Genomic DNA, 17,283 nt, shown 5'->3' with positions numbered 1-17,283 from the left:
AAGCCCCCTCCCACATTGATCTGCTTTTAGCCGATGACCTTTCCAGCCTCAGGCGGCGCCGCGCTTGACCATCGCCAGGATGGTCGCCAGCAGTTCCTGCTGCGCTTCTTCGCGGCTGATTTCCGCGCTGGCTGCGGCATGGGACAAGGCTTCGGCCGCGCCCAGCATGGCGCGCAGGCCCGCTTGGGAAAGCGTGCCTCCCGGCGCGAAGGGCGCCAGGGCATCGCGGCATTTGTCGAGGAAGATGGCCTCGTACTTGCGCTTGAGCGCCTCCAGCTCCGGCGAGCCACTGAGCGCCGCCGTCACCCCCGGGATCTCGCGGCCCTGCAGCAACACGCAATCCACATAGGACGAGGCAATCACCCACGCACGCGCTTCAAGCGTCGCGCTGCTGGCCTCGATGGCGTCGACAAACACCTGGTTCTGGCGCCCATCGAAATCTTCATACAGCGCGGCCAACAGGCCAGAGCGCGTGACGAAATGGTCGTACACCACCGGTTTGGTCACTCCGGCCAGCTCGGCCAGACGGCCCAGGGTCAGGGCGTCGGTGCCTTCCTCGCGCACCAGTTGCCAGGCGGTTTCCAATAATTGTTGCAGGCGTTCTTCGCGGGAAAGACGTCGACGCGGGGCAGGGGATTGTTCGCTTGACATGCTTATATACCAAAAGTAACTTAAATAAGGTAACTTACTAAAAGTAGATTAAGCCTAAAAGGAGTCAATGTCATGCATGCACTCATCGTTGTGGCTCATCACGACAGCCAATCCCTGACGCACAGCGTGGCCGCGCAGGTGGGTGGCGGTTTGAGCGCCTCCGGGCACACCTTTGAAATCGCCGACCTGGCGGCCGAAGGTTTCGACCCGCGCTACACCGCCGCCGACCACCAGGTACACCGCAGCCGCGCCACGCCGCCGGCGGATGTCCTCGCCGAACAGGCCCGCATCGAGCGCGCCGACGCGTTGGTCGTGGTGTTCCCGATCTACTGGTGGTCCATGCCGGCGTTGCTCAAGGGCTGGATCGACCGTGTCTTCGTCAACGGCTGGGCGATCGATTACGGCCCGGATACACCGGTGACCAAGAAGTTGCGGCACTTGCAGGTGCACCTGCTGGCCTTGGGGGCTGCCGATGCCGATGCCTTCGACCGGCACGGTTATGCCCAGGCCATGCGCACGCAGATCGACTACGGGATCTTCGACTACTGCGGAGCGCAAGTGTTGACCTCGCAGTTGCTGCTGGAGTCGGAAAGCGACAGTGCCGAGGCGCATCTGCGCAAGGCCAGGGAGACAGGACAGACGCTGTTTGTGCGCGAGACGGTAGCGGGGTGATTCAAACGTCGCGAAACAGGTCGTGGGCGTCCAGCAAGCGGTAGGCAATCTCGGGCTGCTTCTCCAGGCCGCGACGGATCGCCGCCGGAATCGATTGGCGGGTCTTGCGACACAGGCCGGGCAGCTCGTCGATGACGATCTGGATGCCGCGCATGCTCTTGACCTCGGTGTGGCCCGGCGCGATATGCAGGCGGATGCCCAACTGTTCGAACATCCGCTGCTGCAGATGCTCGAGGTCTTGCAGGCTCTTGAGGTTCTCCAGGCGCTCGAGCAGGCGTTTTTCTTCCTGGCGTGTCAGGTTGAGAATGCGCAGGTCGGGCTCGGGCGCCTCCAGTAAACGTTCGCGCTCGCAGTCACAGACGCCGGGCGGGCAGGGTTGGCGAATGGTCATGTGCGTGCCCTCCCTGAACCTGCGCTGTTGGCTTAGTAGCTTAGCGTTACGCCCAGGCTGCCCAGGGCTTTCCAGTACCCAGGGTAGGTCTTGGCCACGCAGTCCGGGTCCTGGATGCGAATGCCCGCGACTTTCAGCCCGGCCAGGGCAAAGCACATGGCGATGCGATGGTCGGCGTGGGTATCGATCAAGGCGCTGCAGGACGTGCCCGCCAGGGCCGGGTCAGCCGCAACCAGCAGATCGTCGCCCTCGATGGTCGCCAGGCCCGCACGGATTGCGTTGAGGCCGTCGTGCAGCGCCTGCACGCGGTCACATTCCTTGACGCGCAGGTTGGCCAGTTCCGTGAAACGCACCGGGGTATTGTTGAACGCGGCGAGCACCGCCAGGGTCGGGATGGCGTCCTGCATTTGCGAGCCCACCACCGTGGCCTGCATGTTCGGGAACTGGGCGATCACCGCCTGGGCCTTGGCGTCCGGCTGGGTGAACGCCTCGGCGGCGACACCGATGTCGATACGGCCGCCGGTCAATACCTCTGCGGCCCACAGGTAGGTGGCTGCGGAGGCGTCGGGTTCGATCAGGTAATCATGGGCGGTGTAGCCGGTCGGGGCCACGCGCCAGGTGGTGTCGTCGACGGCTTCCACCTGGGCGCCGAAGGCACGCATGCAGTCCAGCGTCAGGTCCACATAGCCACGGGCGCCGATGTCCTTGCCGGTCAGGGCGACTTCAATCGGCGCTTCGCCGCATGCCGCGAGCATCAGCAGCGCCGAGACATACTGGCTGGACAGGCCGCCATCGATCTCGAAACGCTTGGCCTGGACTTTGCCCACGCCGTGCACGGTCACCGGTGGGCAGCCGGTCGGGCTGTCGACCTGGATGCCGTTCTGGCCGAGGGTGGCGAGCAGCGGCCCGATCGGGCGCTTTTGCATGTACTCGTCGCCGTCCAGCACCACGGTGCCGTGCACGGTTGCCACGGCAGCGGTGAGAAAGCGCATGGCGGTGCCGGCATTGCCGAGGAACAGCGGTTGTGGCGGCAATTGCAGTTTGCCCTGGCCGGTGACCACGAACGTAGTGTCGTCCGGCTCGTCGATACTCACGCCCATCTGCCGCAGGGCCACCGACATGTGACGGGTGTCGTCGCTCTTCAGGGCGCCGCTCAAGCGGCTGGTGCCCTTGGCCAGGGCCGCCAGCAGCAGGGCGCGGTTGGTAATGGATTTGGAGCCGGGGGGCGCGACCTTGCCATTGAGAGGAAAGTTGGGCGGGGTAACGGTCACGGTTTTCTGCGAACTCAAGGGACAAGGCTCCTGATCAAGGCGAGGTGGCATGGAGTGGCCGACGGGGCGGACCCGAATAATCGGCCAAAGGTGCGGTGCTTGTCGAGATTTAGCGCTTGCTCAGCCAGTAATCGTGCAGCGCCCGCGCCGCCGGTTCGATTTCGCTGACCCGCTGCTGATGGGCCTGCACATCCAGGTCCGTCGGTAATTCGAAATTATCCTGCTCGGCGCACCAGGAGATTTTCTCGAACTGAGTGGCCAGTTCGGCGGGCAGCGGCGGCCAGTTGCCGATGGCCGCGCCACGGATATAGCCGAAGCACCATTCTTCGGCGAGGGTCACGGACTGGCCGTGGTGCTCTTTTTCATCGAACAGCGCCTTGAACGCCTTGGAATTGCCGGCCAGTTGCGCCGCCAGCGTATTGAAGTGGCGTACACACAGGTCCAGGACCTGCCCGGCCTCTTCGGGGCTTTCCCAGTCCGGGTTCTGCCCGCCCCAGATGGCCGGAAACCACTCGGCGATATCCACCTGCGTCGGGCTCGATACCAGCGCGGTGAAATAGCCGTCGAGTTCGGCTACGTTGAGCACCGAAAGGTCGTCGCCGTACTTGAGCAGGGTTTCTTCGATCTGGTCGAACTCGGCGGGGGTGAGCGGCTGGGCGTGCATGGGGCATATCCTTCAAACGTCGAACGCCGCAGTGGGGCGGCTTAAAGCGCCAAGGATGGCGCCTGGCAAGGTTTTTTGCCAGTCCCGCTTTTGGCCGATGCGCCGTTGCCTGCCCTTGTTATAGTTCGGGCCTTATCACTCGCCAGTCAGGGATCACGGCCATGTCCGAATACCAAGCGTTCGTAGTGGAACTCAGCGGCAACGTTGCCCATGTGCAGATCAATCGCCCGGAAAAGATCAACGCGATGAACGCGGCGTTCTGGAGTGAAATCATCGAGATCTTCCAATGGGTCGACGACACCGATGCCGTGCGCGCCGTGGTGCTCAGTGGTGCTGGCAAGCATTTTTCTTCCGGCATCGACCTGATGCTGCTGGCCTCGGTGGCCAATGAGTTGGGCAAGGATGTGGGCCGCAATGCGCGCCTGCTGCGGCGCAAAATCCTCGGGCTGCAAGCCTCGTTCAATGCGGTCGACAACTGCCGCAAGCCGGTACTGGCAGCGATCCACGGCTACTGCATCGGCGGCGCCATTGACCTGATCAGCGCCTGCGACATGCGCTACGCCGCCGAGGACGCGCAGTTCTCGATCAAGGAAATAGACATGGGCATGGCCGCCGACGTCGGCACCTTGCAACGCCTGCCCCGCATCGTCGGCGACGGTATGTTGCGCGAACTGGCCTACACCGGTCGTCAGTTCGGTGCCGAGGAAGCGCGCAGCATCGGCCTGGTCAATCGCGTGTTTGCCGACCAGCAAAGCCTGTTGGCCGGGGTCATGGCCATTGCTCATGAAATCGCCGCCAAGTCGCCGATTGCCGTGGCGGGCACCAAGGCGATGATCAGCTATATGCGCGACCACACTCTCAACGACGGCCTGGAATACATTGCCACCTGGAACTCGGCTATGTTGCAATCCAACGACCTGCGCGTGGCCATCGCCGCCCATATGAGCAAGCAGGCACCCGAATTCTTGGATTGATCGATATGACCCCAGGCTGGATTACCACAACGCTGTTGGACAATGACGCTGCCGGCGGCTGGGCCGTCGCCCGCAGCCGCGACGGCTTTTTGCAGGATGCCAATGGGCCGCTGTTCCCTCGGGAGTGGCTCAAGCGCCAGGACCTGTCGGTGTTTGCCGAACATGGCATCGGCCACCTCGATGGCGAGCCGGTGTACCTGCTGGAACTCGACAGTGCTGGCGAAGTGCCGGGTTGCAGCTGGCAGGGCCTGCGCGGCTTTATGCTGCAAGGCGACCACACCCTGTACAAAGTGCTGGGCTATGCCGCGCAGATCGGCACCTGGGCGCGCGAGCATCGGTTCTGCGGCAGTTGCGGCCAGGCCATGGTCCAGGTGCCACGGGAGCGGGCGATGTACTGCCAACCCTGCGACCTGCGCAGCTATCCGCGAATTTCGCCGAGCATGATCGTGCTGGTGACCCGTGGCGATGAGGTTCTGCTGGCCCGTTCGCCGCGCTTTGTCACCGGCGTCTACAGCACCCTGGCCGGCTTTGCCGAGCCGGGTGAGTCGGCCGAAGACTGTTTGATCCGCGAAGTGCGCGAAGAAGTGCAGCTCGAGGTGAAGAACCTGCAGTACATGGGCAGCCAGTGCTGGCCGTTCCCGCATTCGATGATGCTGGGTTTCCATGCCGAGTATGCCGGTGGCGATATTGTGCCCCAGGCCGACGAGATCGAAGACGCGCAGTGGTTCAATATCCACGACCTGCCACCGTTGCCGGCGTCACGCTCGATTGCGCGTTACCTGATCGACCTGTATGTGGCCCGTCGCTTAGGCCACGCTGAACCAGTGCTGCCAGGCTAGGCGCACCGTCAGGCCGAGCACCACGGTGATGAATACCGGGCGAATGAACTTGGCGCCGCCGCTGATTGCGCTGCGCGCGCCAAAGAACGCGCCGCCCATCACCGAGATACCCATTGCCAGGCCGACCACCCAGTCCACCGAGCCGTTGATGATAAACACTGTCAGCGCCGCGGCATTGCTGACGAAGTTCATGCTGCGCGCCACGCCGCTGGCCTTCACCAGGTCGATCGGGTGCAGCAGCATGGTGCTCACGGTCCAGAACGCACCGGTTCCGGGCCCGGCCACGCCGTCGTAGAAGCCCAGGCCGAAGCCCTGGGTGGCCTGCCATTTCTTCTTGATCGGCGCCTCGGCGTCCAGCGGTGCCTTGGGCGTGCCGCCGAACAGCAGGTACACCCCGCAGGCGAACACAATCACCGGCAGCATCTTGTTCAGGGTCTCGGCGGGCAAATAGTGCGCGACCACGGCGCCGGTCAGCGCGCCGATCAAGGTACCGACGATGGCATGCACCCACTGGCGCGGGTGGAACAGCTTGCGGCGGTAGAAGGTGAAGCTGGCGGTGGCCGAGCCAAAGGTGGAACTGAGTTTATTGGTGCCCAGTACCAGGTGCGGCGGCATGCCGGCGGTCAACAGGGCAGGGGTGGTAAGCAAGCCACCCCCGCCGGCGATGGCATCGATGAAGCCGGCGATAAAAGCCACGACGGCGAGAATGGCGAGGGTGGTCAGGTCAACGCTGAGTTCGAAGGGCATGGGCAGGGCTTATTGTTGGGTGAGCACGCAGGCCCGCCATCTTACCTGCCGGATGTGCGCATAACCAAATGTGGGAGGGGGCTTGCTCCCGATGGCGGTCTGTCAGTGACAAATAAGCTGACTGATCCACCGCTATCGGGAGCAAGCCCCCTCCCACATTTTACTGTGTTCGCCTGGCTATTTATGGGTTCCCATCCACTCCAGCGCCGTGCGCCAGATGCAAATGCCCAGGAAGTACGCCGACATCAGCGACCATAAGCCGAACGTCCACGGGTTGGTGTTCGGATAATCCACCACCATCAGGAAGCTGCACAGCAGCCAGATTGTGGTTACCGCGATATTGATCGGCATGAACCGCTTGACCCGGAACGGGTGCAGGAACTTCATCGGCGTCACGGTCAGCAGCGCCAGGCCGATTACAGTGAGCAAGGTGATCCAGGCGTCGGGCTGGATGATGTACACACACAAGGCCACCACGTTCCATGCCGCCGGGAAGCCGACGAAATAGTTGTCCTTGCTTTTCATATTGACGTTGCAGAAGCAGAACAGCGACGACACCAAAATCACCGACACCGCAAACAGATGGGTGAAGTCCGGCAGGTCGATATAGCGGTAGATAAACAGCGCGGGGATGAATACGTAGGTGAGGTAATCGATCACCAGGTCCAATACCGAGCCGTCAAAGCTGGGCAGTACCGTGCTGACGTTGACCCGTCGCGCCAGGGAGCCGTCGACGCCATCCACCACCAGTGCCAGGCCCAGCCACAGCAAGCAGGCCTTGGGGGAGTTTTCCAGCAGCGCCAGGGTGGCCAGGAATGCCAGTACCACACCGGTGGCGGTAAAGCCGTGGGCGCCCCAGGCTTTGATTCTGGCTACATGCAGGGTCGATATCACGGGCGGTTCTCCAAAGGGTCAAACGGGGCAGCCGACAGCGTAACGCTGTCGAGTCTGGCCGGGGAATGCAGGTATCGACCGGGAAGGCAGGGATAAGGTTCACCGCCCGGCGTATGCCCTAGCGTAGCAAGCGTAGGACTTTTCGGCATCAGCCTTGGCGAAACACCAGGGCCTTCAACCCGCTTTGCGGGTCGATATCCGGGAATTCCGGTGGGTTTGCCAGGCGTTCTACAAAGCGCAGGCCCGGTGCCTCGCGGGTGACGCCGTCGATCAGGAAGTCTTCGCCAAACGCCGGATCGTTCATGCACGCCAGCACCGTGCCCTGGGCCGTGAGCAAATCCGGCAGGCGGCGCAGTACGCGCTGGTAATCCTTGGTCAGCAGAAAGCTGCCCTTCTGAAAGGACGGCGGGTCGATGATCACCAAGTCATAGGGGCCGCTGTTGGTGACTTTGGCCCAGGACTTGAACAGGTCGTGGCCCAGAAAGCTTACCTTGCTCAGGTCGTGGCCATTCAGGCGATGGTTGTCGCGGCCACGGCTCAGGGCGCCACGGGCCATGTCCAGGTTCACCACGTGGTCGGCGCCGCCTTCGATAGCGGCCACGGAGAATCCGCAGGTGTAGGCGAACAGATTAAGCACGCGCTGGCCCCTGGCTTGCTCGCGCACCCAGTTGCGCCCGTAACGCATGTCGAGGAACAGGCCGCTGTTCTGCTTTTTACCCAGATCGATCAGGTAACGCAGGCCGCCTTCGGTGATGGTCAGCTCATCGATTGCCTGGCCCACCAGCCACTCGGTGGTGCTTTGCGGCAGGTAGCGGTGTTGCAGCGCCACGGTATGGGCACCGAAACTTACCCAGTCGATCTGCAGCAACTGCTGTTTCAGGGCCTGCAGATGCTCGGTTTCCTTGAACAGCGCTACCAGCACCACGCCTTGCAGCCAGTCCACCGTCACCTGCTCAAGGCCCGGCCAGCAGCGGCCACGGCCGTGAAACAGGCGCCGGGTTTCAGCCGGAGCGCTGGCCAGGGCGGTGAGCAGATGGGCGTGCAGGGTAGCGAGTGCGTCTGGGGTCATCGTTGAGCGTCAGTCGTTGAGCGGGCGGCATTTTAAACACAATTGCGCGTCAGAACGTGGCGATCAGGGCTGGACCAAAGGAATCGCGCAGAAAAACCGGCGCGATATAGCGCTCGTAATGTGCCTCGGACAACAGGAAAAACTCCCGGTCAATCGCATCGCGCAGGTCCGTGAGGCTACGTTCACGAAACTCCGGCAGCAACGCCAACCCATAGGCGTCCAGCTTCGACATCACCCGCGCACCCCGCGCAATCAGCTGGTATGCCCAGCAATACGGCGACTGTTGCGGCATGAAGCGAATCTTGCGGTCTTCCAGTTGTTGGCGCAGACGCTGCGGGTCGACCACTTCCAGCTTGCTGGCCATGACCTGCACCAGCAACTGCTCGAGGCGCAGCCACACCGCGTGTTTTTCCTCGGCGTTATAGCCGTTCCACTGGATCACTTCGTGGTGGTAACGCTTGCAGCCCCGGCAGACCAGGTCACCGTAGACGGTGGAGCACAGGCCTACACAGGGCGTCTTGATGGTTTGGTTGGGCATAAAAGGCAATTTCGTTCTCAATGTGGGAGGGGGCTTGCTCCCGATAGCAGTGGTTCAGTTAAAGCAGCTGTGACTGATACACCGCTATCGGGAGCAAGCCCCCTCCCACATGTTGGATCTGTGCTGCTAAATCAATCCCAGCTCAACGCGCCGCCGGTCTGATACTCGATCACCCGAGTCTCAAAGAAATTCTTCTCTTTCTTCAAGTCCATAATCTCGCTCATCCACGGGAACGGGTTGGTCGTGCCTGGGTACTCTTCCTTCAAGCCAATCTGCGACAGGCGACGGTTAGCGATGAACTTCAGATAGTCCTCCATCATCGCGGCATTCATCCCCAGCACCCCACGCGGCATGGTATCCCGCGCATATTCGATCTCCAGTTGGGTTCCTTGCAGGATCATCTGGGTCGCTTCTTCCTTCATCTCGGCATCCCACAAATGCGGGTTTTCGATTTTGATCTGGTTGATCACGTCGATACCGAAGTTCAGGTGCATCGACTCATCGCGCAGGATGTACTGGAACTGCTCGGCCACGCCGGTCATTTTGTTGCGGCGGCCCATGGAGAGGATCTGGGTGAAGCCGCAATAGAAGAAGATGCCTTCCAGCACGCAGTAGTAGGCGACCAGGTTGCGCAGCAGTTCCTTGTCGGTGTCGACGGTGCCGGTTTCGAACTTCGGATCGGAGATCGAACGGGTGTATTTCAGGCCCCAGGCGGCCTTTTTGGCCACCGATGGAATCTCGTGGTACATGTTGAAGATCTCGCCTTCATCCATGGCCAGGGATTCGATGCAGTACTGGTAGGCGTGGGTGTGGATCGCTTCTTCGAAGGCCTGGCGCAGGATGTACTGGCGGCACTCCGGGTTGGTGATCAGGCGGTACACGGCCAGCACCAGGTTGTTGGCGACCAACGAATCCGCCGTGGAGAAGAAGCCCAGGTTGCGCATGACGATGCGGCGTTCGTCGTCGGTCAGGCCTTCGGGGTCTTTCCACAGGGCGATGTCGGCGGTCATGTTGACCTCTTGCGGCATCCAGTGGTTGGCGCAGCCGTCGAGGTACTTCTGCCATGCCCAGTCGTACTTGAAGGGCACGAGCTGGTTGAGGTCGGCGCGGCAGTTGATCATGCGTTTTTCGTCAACGGCGACGCGGGCGGAGGCGCCTTCGAGCTCGGCGAGGCCTTCGGCGACGTCGAGTTTGTCTAGGGCGGCCTTGGCGCGCACGATGGCGGCGGAGTCATTGGCGGTGACGGCGCGTGCTTCGATGGCGGCGGCGGCGCCGGCACCGTCGAGGCGGTCCATGTTGGCTTCGGTGGCGTGGCCAGCGTTGGCGCCTTTGATCACGGGGGCAACGCTGTCTTCGCTGTCGACTTCATCCCAACTCAGCATCGAAATACTCCTTCCTGATCTGTTTTGACGGTGCGTGGAACCGTCCAAAAAATATGCGGTTTGCAGGCTTCAAGGCATTGAAATACGGCGCATAGTGTGGTCGGAAATTACCGAGGCTGCACACTATATAGTGGTTCGTTCTGTTTGTGGGCACACTATATGGTGTGTGACGGCGATGGTCAACGCGCAAGTCGGAGCCTGGGCGTTGACCGCTGGAAGGGAAAACTCAGATGACGTGGGCGTGTTGCAGCTCGGTCAGGCACAGCGCCTTGAGCCGGGCCAGCGACGGATCGCGCCGGTCCCGCGGGTGCGGCAAATCCACCGCCAGCACCTGGCGAATGCTGCTGGGCCGATTGCCCATCACCAATACCCGGTCGCTGAGGTACAGCGCCTCGTCCACATCATGGGTCACCAGCAGCAAGGCGATGGCATGGTGTTCGGCCAGTTGCAGCAGCAGGTCCTGCAGCTTCATGCGCGTGAACGCATCCACGGCGCTGAACGGTTCATCCAGCAGCAACACCTGCGGCCGTGAATACAGGCCCCGTGCGATCGCGACCCGTTGCGCCATGCCGCCGGACAACGCCTTGGGCAGCGTCTGGGCAAAGCCCGTGAGGCCGACTTCTTCGATCAACTGCGTGACCCAGGCCTTGTCGTAGTGATTGTCCGCGCTGAATCCGATGTTTTGCTCCACCGTAAGCCAGGGCATCAACCGGGGTTCCTGGAACACGAAGGCCACCTCGCCGTTGGGGCTGCGCAGTTCGCCCTGGTAGTCGTTGTCCAGTCCCGCGACAATGCGCAACAAGGTGCTTTTGCCGCACCCGCTGGGCCCCAGCAGGCTCACGGTTTCGCGCGGTTGCAAGGCCAGGCGCACATCGTTCAATACGGTGGCGCTGTCGAAGCTTTTGCGCACAACGTGAATGTCCAGCAGCGGTTGCACACTCATTGTCCGGCTCCCTGGAAAGTGTCGCGCCAGGCCAGGCAGCGCTTTTCCAGTGCCGCGAGCAGGCCATCGCTGACCTTGCCGAGCAGCGCCAGTACGATGATTGCCGCCAGCACGATATCCGGCCGCGAGGTTTCCCGCCCATCGCTGAGCAGGTAACCCAGCCCTTTGGTGGCCGCGATCAACTCGGCCGCCACCAGAAACATCCAGGCCAGGCTCAGGCCGCTGCGCAACCCGGTAAACAGGCCGGGCAGGGCCGCCGGTAAGAGGATGCGACGTACCAGGCGGCGCCGATTGAACCCATACATTTGCCCGACTTCCACCAGCTTGCGATCGATATCGCGGATGGCCGCAACGCCATTGAGGTACACCGGGAAGAACGCGCCAATCGCGATCAGCACGATCTTGGAGGTCTCGTCGATGCCCAGCCACAGCAGCAGCAATGGCACCCAGGCCAGGCTCGGGATCGAGCGCAACCCGGCGAAGGTCGGCTCCAGATAGGCCTCGGCTTCGCGGCTCAAGCCCACCCAGGCGGCGAATACCAAGGCCAGGCTCGCACCAATGGCAAAACCCAGCAGCACCCGCACCAGGCTGGCGCTGATGTGTTTCCACAGGGAGCCTTCGGCGAGGTCCGCCAGGGTCACGGCGATCTCGCTGGGCGCCGGCATCTGGTACGACGGCAGCCAGCCCACGCGCACCACCGCCTCCAGCACCAGCAGAATCAGTACTGGCAACACCAGGCCCTTGAGCCGTCGCGGCCAGGCACTGCGGTTGATCTGCCGTGGCGGGGCGAGTGGCAGGGCTTGGGTTTTGCTGGTCATCACGCGCTCCTCAGCGGCCGAACGAGGTGTCGAGCAACTGGTCGATCACCTGGTCCACATTCACCCCTTTGCGCACCAGCTCTTCGGACACCAGGATCGGCGCGGCGGCCTTGGAGGCGAGCACATCCTTGCTGCTCAAGAACGGCGTGCTCAGGTCGGTACGCGACAGCTGCAGCTTGGCCACTTCCAACGGCAGGCCGGATTCATCGGCGAGCAGCTTGGCGAACTCATCCGGGTGCTTTACCGCCCAGTCCCGGGCTTTTTCATAGGTGCCCAGTACCGTGGTGATGGTCTGCGGATGCGCCTTGGCGAACTGCTCGGTGACGCTGACCACGCCGTAGCTGTTGAAGTCCTTGTTGCGATACAGCAGGCGCGAACCGGCCTGTATCTGGCTGGCGGCCATATGCGGGTCGAGGCCGGCCCAGGCGTCAACGTCACCTTTTTCCAGGGCGGTGCGGCCGTCCGGATGCTGCAGGTGCACCAGTTCCACATCGTCCTTGTTCAGCCCGGCCTGTTGCAGGCTGCGCAGGGTGAACAGGTAGGGGTCGGTGCCTTTGGTAGCGGCGATTTTCTTGCCCTTGAGGTCGGTGACGCTGTTGAAGGGCGAATCCTTGCGCACCACCAGGGCCGTCCACTCGGCGCGGCTGTACACATACACCGATTTGATCGGGCTGCCGTTGGCCCGGCTCAGCACCGCGGACAAACTGGCGGAAGAGGCGAAATCCACGCCGCCGCTGTTGAGGTATTCCAGCGAACGGTTACTGCCCTGGCTCAATACCCAGCCTACCTTGGAATTCGGCAAGGCTTGTTCAAGCCAACCAAAATGCTTGAGCACCAGGCTGACGGGCGAGTAGTAGGCGTAGTCGAGATTGACTTTTGCGGGATCGGTGTCGGCGGCCTGGGCCAGCGGCTGCAGGCACAAGGCGAGGGCGCATGCGCCAAGTAAGCGTTGGGCGAAGGGTTTCATGGAACAGCTCCGGGCACGTGGGCGTTTAGAGGTTTTCTTATATTCAGAAAATTAGTTCGCATGTTCCATCATGCTTTTCAGGAATATGCAGTCTCTATGCCATCTGCGTTGTCGCGTGTTTGCGCGTGTGTGCCGAGTGGAGGCTGTGGTGGATGCAGGCAGATTGTTGAAGTGCTGTTGGCTGGGCAACAGTTTTTATATATCCATATCGAATAAATAAAGAGTTATATATTCCTTTTATTGTTCTTTCCGAAAGCGCATTTTGAGTGCCTGCGCATTCGTGCGGATTGACTCAACAGCCAAAAGGAAAGCCGACATGACCATTAAAGCGATCAATGTGCGCAACCAGTTCAAGGGCGTGATCAAGGAAATTCTGCTGGGTGAAGTGGTGTCGGAAATCGACGTGCAAACCGCGTCCGGCATCGTCACGTCGGTGATCACCACCCGCTCGGTGCGTGACCTGGAGTTGAAGGTGGGCAGTGAAGTAATTGCCTTTGTGAAATCCACCGAAGTGTCGATCGCCAAGCTTTAAAAAGCCTCAGGCGGGCGCTTTCAGTCGACGCGATCAAACACGCTGGCGACGTCTTCGCGACTGAGTACCCCTTTACCGGGTCCGTCGAGCAATTTGAAGGTGCCATCGGCATTGATTGTGATGCCGGTGGAACTGGCCAGAGTCACTGCCGCGCCTGAGCGGCCGATGAGCAGGTCCCGTAGCGGCTGCTCGCCGTGCAGGGTTTGCCCGATGGTCGTTGCCATGCCTTGCAGGGAACTTGAATTCACCCCGGCTACCAGGATCACATGACTGTTCTTGTCCAGCGATGCCTGCAATCTGTGCATCAATGCTCGAGTATCGCTATTTCCCGGATTCAGGCCCAGCTCCAGATTACTGCCGGTAAGATGCATCAAGGTGCGATTCTGGTAGGTGGATCCGTTCCAGCCGGTGAGCACTGCCAGCGCCGAGCAGTCCGACAACCCGCGGGTAGCAAGCGGGTCGTGGCCTCCATTCAAAGAGACTGACCGGCCCATTTCAACCTCCACAGTCTTGATGTCTGAACGCGTGCCGGGCGGGTTAGCCAGAGGATGTTTCAGCCCCACAAAGCGCATCAATCGATGCGATGCGGTGGAGGCAGCGGCCTTTAGAGCCGAGCCCGTTGGTGCAGGTTCGCGCGGTGACGGGTTCGGCTTGAATGCTTCTGTGAATTGCACAGGGCCGTTGGTTGCAGGGCGTGTCGACAGCATAGGGCGCAAAGCTCCGGGAAAGGTTCAGCCGCACAAGGGGATTCCCTTGAGTGCTGAAAAAGCCTTTCGCGGTTCCAGCCCATTCAGCGGTTTTTCAGGCTGCGTTCCATGCGCTGCAGGCCTTCTTCCAGCATCGACCGTGGGCAGCCGAAGTTCAGGCGCACGAACTGCTGGCTGTCATCGCCGAACTCAATGCCGGCGCTCAACCCGACCTTGGCCTGTTCCAGGAAGAACTGCTGCGGGTCTTCCAGGCCCAGGGCGCTGCAATCGAGCCAGGCCAGGAAGGTGCCTTGCGGCGCATGCATTACCACGCCGGGCAGGCGGGTGTGCACGGCATCGAGCAGGTAATCACGGTTGGCTTGCAGGTAGTGCTTCAGCGCGTCGAGCCAGGCGCCGCACTCGCTGTAGGCGGCGCGGGTGGCTTCCAGGCCCAGGGGGCTGACGCTGTCGACCATGCCGCAACGGGCCTGGTTGAAACGCTCGCGGACCTCGGCATTCTGCACCACGGCAAAACAGGTCTTCAGGCCGGCCACGTTATAGGCCTTGCTCGCCGACATCAGGGTGATGGTGCGCTGGGCAATCTCTTCGCTGAGGCTGGCGATCGGGATATGCCGACGGCCGTCAAAGCACAGTTCGGCATGGATTTCGTCGGAGATGATCAGCGCACCGCTTTCCAGGCAGGCGTTGGCCACAGCCAACAGTTCTGAGCGGGGGAAGACTTTGCCGATGGGGTTGTGCGGGTTGCTCAACAGCAGCGCACCGGCGCCGCTCAGTGCCTGGCGCAGCGCCGGCAGGGGCGTGCGGTATTCGCCCTCGATCCACTCGAACGGGAGTTCAATGCGTGGCAAATTCCAGTGGCCGGGCGCCAGGCGAATCGGCCGGTAGTTGGGGGTTTGCAGCACCACCGGCTGGCCTGGCTGGACAAACGCGTGCAAGGCCATATTGAAACCCGGCTCGACGCCCGGCAGGAACAGCAGTTCATCCGGTTGCACGCGCCAGGCGTACTTGGCCCACAGGTCGGCGATGATCGCCTCGCGCACATCCGGGCCGGCGACGCTGTAGCCGAGCACCTGCTGGTCGAGGCGCGCATGCAATGCTTGAAGGATGGCAGGTGGGGCGGCGATGTCCATGTCGGCGATCCACATTGGCAAGACGTCTTGCGGGTAGCGGTTCCACTTGGTGCTGCCGGTGCCGAGGCGTGGGTGGATCGTGTCGAAATCAAAGCTCATGGAGGGGCTCGTATCAGGAAGGCGGGCAGGATAGGGCGGTGATTCTAACGGGATAACATCCAGTTGCCAGCAGCGTGTTTACAAGCCCTGGCTCCCACGAATCAAGTCATAGGCTTTCCTGGCAATCGGGTTGGCCGTGTTCGGGCGGATCCAGAGGTAATACGTCACCTCCGGCAGGCGCGGCAGCCCGTCCGTTTCGCCCAATACGCGCATGTCCGGGCCAAGCATCTCCATGCTGCGCGGCGTCACCCCCAGCCCGGCACGGGTCGCCGCCTTGATCCCGATCAGGTTCGACGCCAGGTACGCCTGGCGCCAGGCAATATTGGCCCGCTCCAGCGCCTCCAGCGCATAGCGCCGGTAAATGCTCGGCTCATCCACCAGAATCAATGGCAACGGCTCGCTGGGCTGGTGAATGTACTGCGCCGAGCAAATCCACCAGACCGGCGAGGTGCGCAAGGCAAACCCTTCCAGGGTGGGGTCGGAGCGGGTGGAAATGACCATGTCGACCTTGCCTCGGTGCAGGTCGTCCATCAGGAACGGGCTGCGCCCCACATCGATTTCCAGGCGCAGGCGCGGCGCCGAGCGGGCGATGTGGCTGAGGATCGGCGGCAGGATGGTATCGGCAATGTCGTGCGGCGAGCCGATACGCAACACGCCGCTCAGGCTGCTTTCACGCAGGGAATTCAGCACCTCGTCATTCAACGACAGCATCTGGCGCGCATGGCGCAGCAACTGCAGTCCGGGCTCGGTCAGTTGCTTTTGCCGCCCGCGCTTCTCGAACAGGCTGACCCCCACCTGCTGCTCCAGGCGCTGCATATGCTGGGTCACGGAAGATTGGGTGCGGGCAAGGTGCAGGCCGGCTTCGGCGAAGCTGTGGTGATCGACCACGGCGACAAAGGTGCGCAACAGTTCTAGGTCGAGGGTCGACATGGCCGGTTCCGGAGGCGGTTTTATATCAACGGTGTGAAGTTAAACATTACATTTTTTTATGTTTGGGGGAAGCCTGTTTTTATTCAGTCCAGCAAAGCATGGCTTATTGCGCAATCGAAGGTGGCGCCTCAAAGGAAAGTTATAACGATATGAGATATTTGCATTTCCGTTGCCCGCCCACTCTCCCTAGCATGCCCCTCCATCAGGTCGGGGCTACGCCGATCATTCGCCAGGTGAAATCCAATGAAGTTGAAGAAATGGTTGCCGGTGGCTCTCGGGTCGATGATCGCCCTGGGCGCCAGCGTGGCGGCGCAGGCCGATGCGACCCTGGACAAGATCGAGCAGCGCCATGTGCTGGTGGTGGGCGTGCTGTTGTCCGGCGGGCCGTTCGGCAGCATCGACCCGACGACGCAACAGCCCAAGGGCTTGAACGTGGACCTGGCCAACGAATTGGGCCGCCAGCTTCAGGCCCAGGTGCAACTGGTGCCGGTACTGCCCGCCAACCGTGTGCAGTTCCTGCAGCAGGGCAAGGTTGATCTGCTGATCGCGAACATGGAATGGACCGCCGAGCGCGGCGAAATCCTCGGGTTTGTGCCTACTCCGTTCTACCGCGTCGGCGGCGCCGCAGCCGTACTCAAGAGCAGCAAGATCGCGCGCTGGGAAGACCTCAAGGACCAGCCGGTGTGCACCTCCCAGGGCAGCAGCTACGTCAAGCCTCTGACCGAATCCGGCGCGCAGATCAAGGCGTTCAAAAGCTCCTCCGAATCGCTGCTGGCCCTGCGCGGTAACAACTGCGTCGCGGCGGTGCATGACGCCACCCTGATCAACCCGCTGATCAACGACAGCGCCGAATGGCAGGACTACCGCGTCATCGGCCCGGAACTCAACCCGGCGCCATCGGTGATCTGGACCCGTCGCGGCGAAAGCGACACCCAGGCCAGGCTCGACCCGATCATCAAGCGACTGCACGGCAGCGGCTGGCTGATTGAAGCCCAGACCCGCAACCGCATCAGCCCGGCCTCGCCGGCGCTGGTGGAGTTGCAGCAACAGTTCAAGGGGGCCTGA

The 17,283-nt window shown here is 62.0% G+C and carries 20 protein-coding genes; 5 read left to right on the top strand and 15 right to left on the bottom strand.

Going from position 1 to position 17,283, the window contains the following annotated elements:
- Window positions 1-48: 48 nt before the first annotated feature.
- Window positions 49-651: a TetR/AcrR family transcriptional regulator gene (locus C4J85_RS15700; RefSeq protein WP_124410147.1), complete on the bottom strand. Its 603-nt coding sequence runs from the start codon at window positions 649-651 to the stop codon at window positions 49-51.
- A gap of 72 nt (window positions 652-723) precedes the next feature.
- On the opposite strand from C4J85_RS15700, the gene C4J85_RS15695 reads away from it, so the two are divergent.
- Window positions 724-1,323 (top strand): NAD(P)H-dependent oxidoreductase, encoded by a 600-nt coding sequence (locus C4J85_RS15695; protein ID WP_124410146.1) that lies wholly within the window; start codon window positions 724-726, stop codon window positions 1,321-1,323.
- A gap of 1 nt (window position 1,324) precedes the next feature.
- Here C4J85_RS15695 and C4J85_RS15690 read toward each other — a convergent pair whose 3' ends face one another.
- The 3 genes from C4J85_RS15690 to C4J85_RS15680 form a co-directional block, all read right to left on the bottom strand.
- Entirely contained in the window at window positions 1,325-1,714 is a 390-nt protein-coding gene (locus C4J85_RS15690) for a hypothetical protein (RefSeq protein WP_124410145.1), read from the bottom strand.
- A 32-nt stretch (window positions 1,715-1,746) separates the two neighbouring features.
- Entirely contained in the window at window positions 1,747-3,003 is a 1,257-nt protein-coding gene (locus C4J85_RS15685) for a 3-phosphoshikimate 1-carboxyvinyltransferase (RefSeq protein WP_124410144.1), read from the bottom strand.
- A gap of 91 nt (window positions 3,004-3,094) precedes the next feature.
- A complete protein-coding gene (locus C4J85_RS15680) occupies window positions 3,095-3,649 on the bottom strand; it encodes a UPF0149 family protein (protein WP_124410143.1) in 555 nt (184 codons plus the stop codon).
- A 161-nt stretch (window positions 3,650-3,810) separates the two neighbouring features.
- On the opposite strand from C4J85_RS15680, the gene C4J85_RS15675 reads away from it, so the two are divergent.
- Window positions 3,811-4,623: a crotonase/enoyl-CoA hydratase family protein gene (locus C4J85_RS15675; protein ID WP_124410142.1), complete on the top strand. Its 813-nt coding sequence runs from the start codon at window positions 3,811-3,813 to the stop codon at window positions 4,621-4,623.
- A 5-nt stretch (window positions 4,624-4,628) separates the two neighbouring features.
- The gene (gene nudC / locus C4J85_RS15670) at window positions 4,629-5,462 is read left to right on the top strand and encodes an NAD(+) diphosphatase (protein WP_124370951.1); all 834 of its coding nucleotides are present in this window, start codon (window positions 4,629-4,631) and stop codon (window positions 5,460-5,462) included.
- Here the strand turns inward: nudC and C4J85_RS15665 are convergent.
- The 8 genes from C4J85_RS15665 to C4J85_RS15630 all read right to left on the bottom strand — a co-directional run bounded on the left by C4J85_RS15665 (window position 5,430) and on the right by C4J85_RS15630 (window position 12,820).
- Window positions 5,430-6,209 (bottom strand): TSUP family transporter, encoded by a 780-nt coding sequence (locus C4J85_RS15665; RefSeq protein WP_124367295.1) that lies wholly within the window; start codon window positions 6,207-6,209, stop codon window positions 5,430-5,432. The two genes, nudC and C4J85_RS15665, sit on opposite strands and share 33 nt — an antisense overlap.
- Before the next feature lie 177 nt (window positions 6,210-6,386).
- Complete coding sequence (gene pcsA, locus C4J85_RS15660) at window positions 6,387-7,103, bottom strand: phosphatidylcholine synthase (RefSeq protein ID WP_124363153.1); 717 nt, start codon at window positions 7,101-7,103, stop codon at window positions 6,387-6,389.
- A 148-nt stretch (window positions 7,104-7,251) separates the two neighbouring features.
- Window positions 7,252-8,172, bottom strand: coding sequence for a class I SAM-dependent methyltransferase (locus C4J85_RS15655; protein WP_124410141.1), 921 nt, complete (start codon window positions 8,170-8,172; stop codon window positions 7,252-7,254).
- Between the two features lie 49 nt (window positions 8,173-8,221).
- Window positions 8,222-8,710 (bottom strand): DUF1289 domain-containing protein, encoded by a 489-nt coding sequence (locus C4J85_RS15650; protein ID WP_124410140.1) that lies wholly within the window; start codon window positions 8,708-8,710, stop codon window positions 8,222-8,224.
- A 131-nt stretch (window positions 8,711-8,841) separates the two neighbouring features.
- The gene (locus tag C4J85_RS15645) at window positions 8,842-10,092 is read right to left on the bottom strand and encodes a ribonucleotide-diphosphate reductase subunit beta (RefSeq protein WP_124367292.1); all 1,251 of its coding nucleotides are present in this window, start codon (window positions 10,090-10,092) and stop codon (window positions 8,842-8,844) included.
- A gap of 226 nt (window positions 10,093-10,318) precedes the next feature.
- Complete coding sequence (locus C4J85_RS15640) at window positions 10,319-11,035, bottom strand: ABC transporter ATP-binding protein (protein ID WP_124410139.1); 717 nt, start codon at window positions 11,033-11,035, stop codon at window positions 10,319-10,321.
- Window positions 11,032-11,853 (bottom strand): ABC transporter permease, encoded by an 822-nt coding sequence (locus C4J85_RS15635; RefSeq protein ID WP_124410138.1) that lies wholly within the window; start codon window positions 11,851-11,853, stop codon window positions 11,032-11,034. Before C4J85_RS15635 ends, C4J85_RS15640 begins: the two co-directional genes overlap by 4 nt.
- 10 nt (window positions 11,854-11,863) lie before the next feature.
- The gene (locus C4J85_RS15630) at window positions 11,864-12,820 is read right to left on the bottom strand and encodes an aliphatic sulfonate ABC transporter substrate-binding protein (RefSeq protein WP_124410137.1); all 957 of its coding nucleotides are present in this window, start codon (window positions 12,818-12,820) and stop codon (window positions 11,864-11,866) included.
- 316 nt (window positions 12,821-13,136) lie between these two features.
- Between C4J85_RS15630 and C4J85_RS15625 the strand changes: the two genes are divergently transcribed.
- The gene (locus C4J85_RS15625; RefSeq protein ID WP_003173733.1) at window positions 13,137-13,352 is read left to right on the top strand and encodes a molybdopterin-binding protein; all 216 of its coding nucleotides are present in this window, start codon (window positions 13,137-13,139) and stop codon (window positions 13,350-13,352) included.
- Between the two features lie 20 nt (window positions 13,353-13,372).
- Here C4J85_RS15625 and C4J85_RS15620 read toward each other — a convergent pair whose 3' ends face one another.
- The 3 genes from C4J85_RS15620 to C4J85_RS15610 form a co-directional block, all read right to left on the bottom strand.
- On the bottom strand, window positions 13,373-14,059 hold the full coding sequence (locus C4J85_RS15620; RefSeq protein WP_124410136.1) for a hypothetical protein: 687 nt from the start codon (window positions 14,057-14,059) through the stop codon (window positions 13,373-13,375).
- 83 nt (window positions 14,060-14,142) lie between these two features.
- A complete protein-coding gene (locus C4J85_RS15615) occupies window positions 14,143-15,288 on the bottom strand; it encodes a MalY/PatB family protein (protein WP_124410135.1) in 1,146 nt (381 codons plus the stop codon).
- Window positions 15,289-15,366: 78 nt separating this feature from the next.
- On the bottom strand, window positions 15,367-16,218 hold the full coding sequence (locus C4J85_RS15610; RefSeq protein ID WP_124410134.1) for a LysR substrate-binding domain-containing protein: 852 nt from the start codon (window positions 16,216-16,218) through the stop codon (window positions 15,367-15,369).
- Window positions 16,219-16,461: 243 nt separating this feature from the next.
- On the opposite strand from C4J85_RS15610, the gene C4J85_RS15605 reads away from it, so the two are divergent.
- Complete coding sequence (locus C4J85_RS15605) at window positions 16,462-17,283, top strand: transporter substrate-binding domain-containing protein (protein WP_124410133.1); 822 nt, start codon at window positions 16,462-16,464, stop codon at window positions 17,281-17,283.

Origin of the sequence: Pseudomonas sp. R4-34-07 (assembly GCF_003852375.1) — a bacterium.
Lineage (GTDB): Bacteria > Pseudomonadota > Gammaproteobacteria > Pseudomonadales > Pseudomonadaceae > Aquipseudomonas.
The sequence above is the reverse complement of the archived record's forward strand: the minus strand, read 5'-3'. Positions and strand labels throughout refer to the sequence as shown.